Here is an 8836-nt window from a genome sequence, read left to right as displayed (position 1 = left end):
CCGACCGCCGACGTCCGCGGCAACGACCGCTCTGATCGGTCCTGTATGGCCGGTCAACGGGTCACCGACCAGGGCACCAGCAGTCAGGTCCCACACATGCAGTCGGCAGTCCTTACCGGCGCACACTACGAGGGGATAGCCATCTAATGCTGCGATCGCCACAGCCGCGATGGGAGAGCTGTACCGGGCGAGTGTGTAGTGAGGGGTGTGGCGCGGCTCGCTTGTCCAGGCCAGCCGTGGGGACGCTTCGACCGGAAAGGCGGCGAGTCGGCGCTCGAAGGTGGTTTCCCGCAGCCGTGCCGCGTGCAGTTGCAACTGAAACAAACGATCGGCAGGCTCGGCGAGGAGGTGAGCCGCGGCGTGATATGTGCGCGCGCCGGAAGTGGTGATCCATGGAGCCTGCTGTAGGCGGGCGGTCAGGGTCGACGGGTTCGCCATCAGCAGGAATCCTGGATCGTCTACCAGCTCGTCGAGATGCCCGGTAGCAGCAGCGTGGTCTGCAAGGTGGTCTCGGATGTAGGGATGGGCCTGTTTCCAGTCGAGATCTTGCTGCAACCGGTGCGGCACGGATTCGAGGAGCAATTGATAGACCATCTCCTCCGCCGGTACGCCGCGCGCACGATCTTGATCGCGTACATGCTCGGCGAGAGCTTGGTGATACAGCCGATAGACCGGCTCGGCTCCACCGGCACTGTCCGGGTAGGCGGCTTCGAGAAGGTAGTCGGCGGCGGCGAGCAACCAGCAGATGTCCTCGACTCGATAGGTGCGGCCGGGTTTGCCCAGCCGAGAGGCCAGACGAGCCCACAGCTCATCGACCGGCAGGCCCTCGCCGTGAACGTAGGCCAACGGCCGAAGCAGATCCTCGACCCGGTCTGCGTCCGCGGCCGAGAATCTGTCCAGATAAGTCCGCATGGCGTCGGCGACCGTGGCAGGGAATCGGTCCCAGCCGTCCTGATCGACGTCGGCGACGGTGCCGCTGCGAACGAGACCCACAGCGGTGAGGGCAGCGATCAGAAAGGACGGATACGCGCGGTCTGCGACCCGGGCGGCGACCCGATCCGCGAGCTCGGCCTTACCCCGGTAGGGGGTATCGCACACCGAGGTTGCCTCGGGCGGCGCACCCTCGAACAGCAACCGTCGCCGCACATACTGCGCCAGGTCTGCCCTGTCGAGGTAGGCGGCGAAGTCGAGATCGATTGCGGTGCGGACCGCGGCGACACCGAGCGCTAGCAGCAGCCCGCGCTGGTGACCAGCCCTGGTTCCGACCAGCAGCCGCACCCCGAAATCGGCAGCATCGCAGGCCAGACGACGCAGCAGGCCAGCAGCCCGCCTCGGTTCGGTCGATTCGTCGAGACCATCGACGACAACCGTGATCGGCCCACTCTGGCAGGCCAGCGTGTCCAGGAGTGCGTCGACATCCGTGGCGCGGGAGCCCAGACCTGTAGCGAGAGCCTGCAGTACTTGGGAGCTGTCGAGTCCCCGGGCGTCCACAGCAGCGTCGACCGCACCTTCCGGCAGCACAAACAGCGGGTCGTCGGCCGTGAGAGGGTGGCTACTCCTGAAGCCCGGGTCAGACCGTGTCACCAACCGGGCCAAGACGCTGGATTTTCCTGATCCAGGTCCGCCAGTGACCACGCGCAGGGTGTCGGCCGGGTGCGGGTTCGCGACGAGCCATTCCACGAGTTCGGTCAGCGCGCGTCGACGGCCGGTGAAATACATGCCGGGGATGTGAGCAGTTTCGACACCGCGCGCTCGCGTATCCCAATAGGAGTCCAACGTCGAATCGGGGAGCAAGTCCGAGGGTGGTTGAGCCGCTGGTGGCTGAGCCTTATGCAACTGCTTCCACCATTCAAGATCTTTCCACTCCGGAGGTAGCTGGACCCCTCGCCTGTTGGCGAAGTGCCAGCATGCCGGGAGGAACGCTTCCACCGTCTTCCAGTTGGGCTTCTTCACCTTTCCCTTGATCAGTTCATGCACGGTGTTTCTGGCGATACCCGTCGTCTTGATCCGGAAATGTACCTCCGCGGGCGTCGGAGATCCGACAGCCTTATGTAGGGCCAGCAGGGCCTCTACCAGGTCTGTATGAGCTGATGCGTCTGCCATAGGGATTTCCTTGAGCAATCCATACCTTCGGCCGCACGTTATGCATGTCGTATGGAACTAGGCGTCGCAACTGCTGACGGGCCAGACAGCGTTGTTGGTCATTGCCGCGTCGATGGGGACCCCGAGCGCCCTCCGTATCTAATCCTCCCACGGTATTTGCCCATCCGTTGCCACTGCACGGCGCGGGTTGGCATCAAGTCCATCGCCGACCGGTGCCGGTCACTGATGACTTCGTATCCGTGCGCAATCAAGGACCCTGGCCATCCCGCGATCCGACCGAGTCGAGGTTCGCCCTCGCGAAGTCATGTCCGGAATCTTGTCCGGAAAGGACACAACGGAATATCGCCATGATCTCTTTTAAGTAGGCGAAAGCCGAAGGCCGAAACCGAGAAGGAAGGTTTCGACCTGTCCGACGAAGAAAGGTGGCCCTGATGGCGATCTTGAGGACCGTGTATGTCATCCACACGACCCGTGACGAGGAGGACGCGAACACCGAGGCCGAGTTCCAGCTCCACATCGTGGTTCCTGGTTCCGAGCTGGGATCCGTGCAGCTGGACTTCCCCGACGTAGCAGGCAATGAGCGGGAGCGGGGGCGGACAGACCGCTACCGGTTCCACGTGAACGGTCTGGGCGTCGATTCTGAGCATCGCATGTACATGCGAATGGTGACCACCGACGACGGATGGCACCCGGAATCGATCTGGGTCATCGGGGTGACGACAGACGGCAAGTCGCACCTGCTGAGCAGCCACGAGAACTGGCTGCCATGGTTCGACCGGCCGGGGCGTACCACCTCGCCCATGGGGCCAGCCATGCACCGTATCAGGTGACGGCGTGAGCTGGTGCCGGTCCGTTCCGGCGCTGGGTGTGCCCGATAGACTTGGGTGATCGTGAGGTGGTGGTGAGCGAATCGGCACCACCACCTCACCCCGGGCGCGAACGCGGTTGCCCGCTTTTCCCAGATTATATCGATATCGTGTCGGGCGCCGGACTTGCAGGAAGTCGAAGGGCGCGGCGGAACCGGGCGCAAGGAACACAGGTTCGTACGGCACGAGATACGTCGACCGCATGGTCTGTTGCTCGGGGACTCAGGGCTCGCCTTGAATACAAGTCACCGGCGTGTAGATGTGAAGAGACATATTTCGATAATGGCGCACTGCCGGTCACCGGACTGGAATCGTCAATGTTGGGCTACTCCTCAACGTGGGAACCGCGCCCGGGACGATGTGCAACGCCGAACGCGCCGCGGTCGTTACACCGGATTTCGCTTTGCTGCGCGATGCTATTTCGGCACTTTTACTTGATGGAGAGATTTGTCCGGCCTTACCCCGCGCCAGCTCGGGTGGCGCAACCCCTCGGCTGTGACTTCTCGATACTCAACCAAGCCGACAATCTGGGGTTCGACCCAACGCGCGTACCGGGTCAGCCACCCCTGTGGAGGTAGGTCGAAAGGGTCGGTGTCGCGGGCAAGCTCGTTCAGCTGGGCCTGTAGGGTTCGGCGGGCGCGCATCGTCCAGCCCGTGCCGACATTGCCGATGTGTACCAATCGGCCCTGGCCGTCGTAGGCAGCCAGAACGAGGGAGCCGAAGAGCGTGCTGAAACGGCCACGGCCTGGGACCCAACCGGCAACGATGACGTCGGCGGCTTGGCGCAGCGGAGTCTTCACCCACGTCGGAGACCGGACTGCCGGCCGATAGGGGGAGGCCGCCAGTTTGCTGACGATGCCTTCCAGTTGATATTCCCGCGCTAGATCCAGCATCGTTGCCGCATCGACATCCGGCCACGACGGTGGGGTCTGCACCGACGCCGAGGACAGCGCCACGTCGGCCAAGCGGCGGCGGCGCTGGGAATAGGGCAGGCCTGTGATCAACTGACCATCGGCACCCAGCAAATCGAATGCGAAGTACTGGGTAGGTATGGCACGCATCAACACCGCCGAAGGCTTCTGTACATGTATCCGCCGCTGGAGACGCCCGAACTGAGGCGCTCCCGAAGCGAGGTCGGGCGCTACGATCTCTCCGTCAATGATCAACTCGCGTCCTTCGGTCAGCACATCGAGGGCGCTAGTAACCTCGGGAAACACCGCGGTGACGTCGCGACCGGTACGGCTGGACAATCGGCAGCGCCGGCCGGTCTGTGCGATGGCGCGCATACCGTCCCACTTCATCTCTATCGACCAGACTCCGGGGACATCCGGAGGCTGCCCTGCGACGGCCAGCATCGGAGCCAATGGTCCGACCATGAGATCAGCTTATTCCTGGCTATCGATTGGCGGGTCTTGTCGACAACGAAGTCGAGATATGTCATCATTCGCACAAATGTTCGATGATGCCTTGTCTGTTGTGAGCGATGAACCGCCCCGTGCCGGGCGCATCGCTGATCAGTCGCTGGTTGGGCTGTCGAAGGCGGAGAAATTGTCGGCCCTTCGTGCTCGTATGGCGGCGATCGACGGGCGCGTCGGTGCGACAGAGCCGCCGTTGAGGGCGGCCGTCGACTCCAGCAGAGTATTGCCGATTGCGGGTGGGCTCGGTGATGCACTGCCAGAGGGTGGCCTACCGCGCGGCGCCGTCGTCGCCTGTCTCGGGTGTAAGGGTCCGTTGCTGGGGATGTTGGCGGCGGCGACTGCGGCGGGGGAGTGGACGGCCGTGGTGGGCTTGCCCTCGTTGGGGCTGCTCGCAGTGGCCGAGATGGGTGGTGACCTCAGCCGCGTGGCCCATATCGCTGCCCCTGGGCCCGACCCATTGGAGGTGGCCGCAGTTCTGCTGGACGGTGTGCCGATGATCGTTTTCGATGCTCCTGGCGGTGCATCGCCGAGCCGGATGCGGGCGCTGCTGGCCCGAGTTCGTAGCCATGACGCTGTGCTCATCGTGACGAGCACAAACTGGACACGACCCGACCTAGAAATACGGAGCGACCTGGCCGACTACACAGGCCTCGGCCGAGGTCGAGGACGACTGCGCGCAGTCACCTATGAGATCAGCGTCCGTGGGCGCGAGCCACATCGGTCGCGCACGACTCGTGTGCAATTGACCGGAGACGGAGCGCAGAGAGTGTGTTGGGCGACACGGGAACCGGCGGCTGCGGCCGCGTCGATCGCCAGGACCGGGTAGGCCACAATGAAGGGCAACCAATACGAGACCACTCGGATGATCACACCGCCGCGGAAGGTGCTTGTGGTTCTCTGAACTACTACGCGGCCCGACGATTCGATTGCTTCGGCACAACGTTCGGGCATTGTGTGGGTAGTCCAGGGACAGCACGACAAGGGTGTCGCCGGAGAGCATGTACTCAAGAACTTCCCGAGTTCTTGGACGCCCGCTGTTTTCGACGCGTTTTGTCGACGCATGCCCGGCCCGGTCGAGCTGGGCTTCCGGACGACACCGCCCGATGGCGCGGGGGTGTGCGAGAACCGAACGATTCTCAACACCTGTGCGCAGCGATGGACGTCCTACCCATCACATGCTCCAGTACGCCCGACGGTCCCGGCGTGCTCCGGGACCGTCTTGGGTGTTGCGATGCTTGTTCCGGCTACCGGGTTCTCGCGGCTACTGCGGTAGGCCGGGCATAGGTTCCGCCGTCGTCGGTCACCCCAGGATTTGGCCCCACCGGTCGATGAGGCGATTCTCAAGGTCGCCCAAGGTTTGAAACACCCGACTCGCCTGCTGGTCGAAGTTCGAGGGCAGCGATTGGAGGAAGTCGACTTCCCGGTCCAGCACGTCCATCAGGAGGTCGGTGACCGTGTTGAATACGGAGAGGATCGTCTGCATCCAGTCGGGGTGCTGGTGGCCGAGGTCTTTGAGTTTTTCCTTGGTCGAGTCCTGCCGCTGCTGGAACTGGTTTATGGCGCTGTTCGCCAGTTGGTCGATCAGTTCCTGAAACTGTTGGGCGGACATGGCACCGGCGCGGACGCGCTGAACGCCCGAATCCGTGTTGGACGCGGTGTCCCTGAACTGGTCCAGCATGCCCGTTTCGGCAGGTTGGAGGGCGTCTTTGACCTCCTGCGGAATACCGGCCGCCCTGGCCTCAGGGGCGGGGATGTGAGTGGAGGACTGCGCCGAAACTGCGCCATCGCCGCCGCTGCGGCGCTGGGCGATGCTGTCGAGCAGGGTAGTGAAGTTCTGTGGATCGGTTCTGGTCATTGCCCCTCCAACAAATCGTGTGCTGGGCCTGTAAGCAATGCATGACACGAACCCGGCCAGATCACGCGGAATGTCGGGCTGTGTCGGCTGAGCCGGTCGAATGGGTCAGCGCACGGCAGACCCGCACAGTGGCTCCCACCTCTAGCGGCGCTCAACCACAGGCTATGAGCACCTCCCAGGCGCAGGGATCACCCCATACGGATGAAAGCTCCGGATGTCGAGAACCGATCGTTTGTTCAACAATGGTTTCGTCAGCGCGGACCACGGCCGCGCGCCGCCTTCAGCTCGCACCGGCGACCGGACCGGCCGCGCCCGCCTACACAGCGTCGGTGCTCTGGGTGAGCATTCGGAGTATGCAGCGTCGCTGAAATGGCGGCCTGCGGCGGGCATCGGAGATTTCATCCGGAACGGGTGAGCCGACCGTTGGGGGTGGTTGGCAGCTTGTCTGGTCAGGGATTCGACACGCTCAACCCACCTGAGAGGGAAGACGATGACGAAAGCCCAGCTAACGGCAAGCCTGCACAGCGTGTCCTGCAAGCACACCGACGACATCGTTGGCGGTGACCAGTTCTATGTGTGTGGAGGTGCCGTGGCAAACGGCGCCATTGGAGTTGCCCTCACCATCCCGATGCGCATCGCTGCCGGGCAGACACTGAGCTTCCCGACGGATCACGCGGTGTTCTTCCGGGATACCGTCGACGACTCGGCGACTTTGAGTATCGGTCTCAACGCATTCGATCAGGACCTGCCCATGGACTGGCGAGACCGATACAACGACGCCGTGTTCGGGATCCAGACCACGATCAAACCCTTGACGACACCCCGCCTCGCGGAAAAGATCGCGACCGCCACCGCCGCCATTCCCAGCCGGATCTTGGAGCCCGGGGAATCGGACGACCGGCTGGGGCAACTGGCCGTCGACATCCCGCTCGCCACTGCCGAGCCGGGCATCAAAACATGGCATGTCACCGATCGGTCGGCAGTGTCGAGCTGGGACTACCAGGTGACGTGGCACCTCGACATCACTCGGCTGTAGTTCGCCAGTCCAACGCCTGATCGCCGCCAGCCACGGTGTCTCCTGTCCGTGCAGCAGTCCCGAACGAGCACGGACAACCGTTGTAGCAGCGGGCCTCGTAGTCATACGGCAGAGGTGTTGAGAATCGATCCGTTTCTCAACACCCCAGCGTCGTGACGGACCTAGGGGTCTGGGAACACCCGGCAGGTGGTACCGACTGGGCAAACTATCTGCGGTGGCGTCTTACCGCCGGGTCCGGGCGGACGTGGACCCCACGGGCCGTGGATACGCCCGCGGGTGCCCGCTGAACGATCAGCCGTACCAGGGTCCCGGTCGGTCCGGGACCCTGGACCACGCCTACTGGAACGAACTCACGTTGTTGACCTGGTTCCCCCGCAAATCCCCGTGGAAGTGGGCCCAGACTGTGCCGTTGGTGCAGTCGTACACCTCCGCCGCCCCGGTAGCCCACAAGAAGAATGCGTGGGTACCGTCATCGAACTGGTCACTGGTGCCATCGGGCGGAATCACGAGCACCCTCAGGCGGCCTCCGTCTCGGCCGTTTGCTATCACGGCGGCGACGGGGCTGTCCGCGTCGTTGTGCAGCTTGTACCAGCCGATCGAGGCACGTTCGGTCGCCTTCGACGCGGCGGACATAGGATGCTGCTCGACCTTGAGATTTTCGGTTGCTTTGGTCATAGCTTCCTCCTTCGGTTGTGTGTTCGTCACGCAAGGAAGTGGTGGTGCGAACTCGTACAGGCACACTCGAGCCACGCCGAGCTGCCGGTATCACCCCACGATCCGACCCCAGTCGTCCCTGAGGTGACGCGCTAGGTCGCGGAAAAATTCATCCACCTGACTCACCAGCTGGAGGGGGTTTCTCGATTAGCGATTCGATTGCCATCGACGACACCAACCCGGCCAGATCACCGAGACTCCCGAGCCGTGTCGCGCTGAGCCGGTCGAACGGGTCAGCGCGACACGGCAGATCCGCACAGTGGCTCCCACCTTTACGCGGCGCTCAACCACAGGCTATGAGCACCTCCCAGGCGCAGGGATCACCCCATACGGATGAAAGCCCCGGTTATGGATGGAGTCTGCGGCTGACCGTTTGACCGACGATTCCGAGTGATGCTGACCAGGTCATCGAGGCGGACACCTGGCAGCCTCCAGAGAATTTCTGGGGCTGCCGGGTGCGCGGTCTCAGGCCGGTCCGGGCCAACGGCCGACGTAGGGCTGGATCGGGCCGGTGGGCAACTGTTCGGGCCGATGTCATAGACCGTCGGCCGCCGCTACCGGGCCGCCCGAAGTTCTTCACCGCCGGCCCTGCCCGGGCCTGTGGCTCGAGGGGACCGCGCGTCACCGCGTCCCGGGCGGTTCCCCGATAAGCGCCTCAGCATCAGGCCGCTGCTTCCGGTTCGCCGGGTGTCAGCGGCCGGTGTCGTTGCAGGCCTTGTCGCGGGCCGGTGCGATGGCGGCGCGGTGGTCGGTCACTAGGGCACCATCCTTTGCGCGGATCTTGTTACGGGGTTCGTGGAAGGGACTCGGCGGGAGCCGGGGTGACGGCCTGGGTCGGTCGCTC

At 63.9% G+C, this 8836-nt stretch carries 6 protein-coding genes; 2 read left to right on the top strand and 4 right to left on the bottom strand.

From position 1 onward, the window contains the following. Positions 1–2103, bottom strand: a 2103-nt coding sequence (locus ABZ824_RS35610) for a hypothetical protein (RefSeq protein ID WP_356968780.1), incomplete at its 3' end; no start/stop codon positions are given. 431 nt (positions 2104–2534) lie between these two features. Here ABZ824_RS35610 and ABZ824_RS35605 point away from each other — a divergent pair. After that, a complete protein-coding gene (locus tag ABZ824_RS35605; RefSeq protein WP_356968778.1) occupies positions 2535–2933 on the top strand; it encodes a hypothetical protein in 399 nt (132 codons plus the stop codon). Between the two features lie 452 nt (positions 2934–3385). Here ABZ824_RS35605 and ABZ824_RS35600 read toward each other — a convergent pair whose 3' ends face one another. Continuing rightward, positions 3386–4345, bottom strand: coding sequence for an ATP-dependent DNA ligase (locus ABZ824_RS35600; RefSeq protein ID WP_356968777.1), 960 nt, complete (start codon positions 4343–4345; stop codon positions 3386–3388). Between the two features lie 1342 nt (positions 4346–5687). After that, positions 5688–6242 carry a hypothetical protein gene (locus ABZ824_RS35595; RefSeq protein ID WP_356968775.1) on the bottom strand — a complete coding sequence of 185 codons (555 nt, stop codon included), beginning with the start codon at positions 6240–6242 and terminating at the stop codon, positions 5688–5690. Between the two features lie 433 nt (positions 6243–6675). Between ABZ824_RS35595 and ABZ824_RS35590 the strand changes: the two genes are divergently transcribed. Beyond that, positions 6676–7278, top strand: coding sequence for a hypothetical protein (locus ABZ824_RS35590; protein WP_356968773.1), 603 nt, complete (start codon positions 6676–6678; stop codon positions 7276–7278). A gap of 336 nt (positions 7279–7614) precedes the next feature. Here ABZ824_RS35590 and ABZ824_RS35585 read toward each other — a convergent pair whose 3' ends face one another. Beyond that, entirely contained in the window at positions 7615–7953 is a 339-nt protein-coding gene (locus ABZ824_RS35585) for a hypothetical protein (RefSeq protein ID WP_356968771.1), read from the bottom strand. Positions 7954–8836 lie beyond the last annotated feature (883 nt).

It is taken from the genome of Nocardia sp. NPDC047038, assembly GCF_040644075.1.
GTDB classification, from domain to species: Bacteria; Actinomycetota; Actinomycetes; order Mycobacteriales; family Mycobacteriaceae; genus Nocardia; species Nocardia sichangensis.
This window is presented reverse-complemented; position numbering and strand designations above follow the sequence as displayed.

Coding starts and splice junctions, on each gene's coding strand:
- ABZ824_RS35595 (WP_356968775.1), bottom strand. CDS start 6,242: ATGACCAGAACCGATCCACAGAACTTCACTACCCTGCTCGACAGCATC.
- ABZ824_RS35605 (WP_356968778.1), top strand. CDS start 2,535: ATGGCGATCTTGAGGACCGTGTATGTCATCCACACGACCCGTGACGAG.
- ABZ824_RS35585 (WP_356968771.1), bottom strand. CDS start 7,953: ATGACCAAAGCAACCGAAAATCTCAAGGTCGAGCAGCATCCTATGTCC.
- ABZ824_RS35600 (WP_356968777.1), bottom strand. CDS start 4,345: ATGGTCGGACCATTGGCTCCGATGCTGGCCGTCGCAGGGCAGCCTCCG.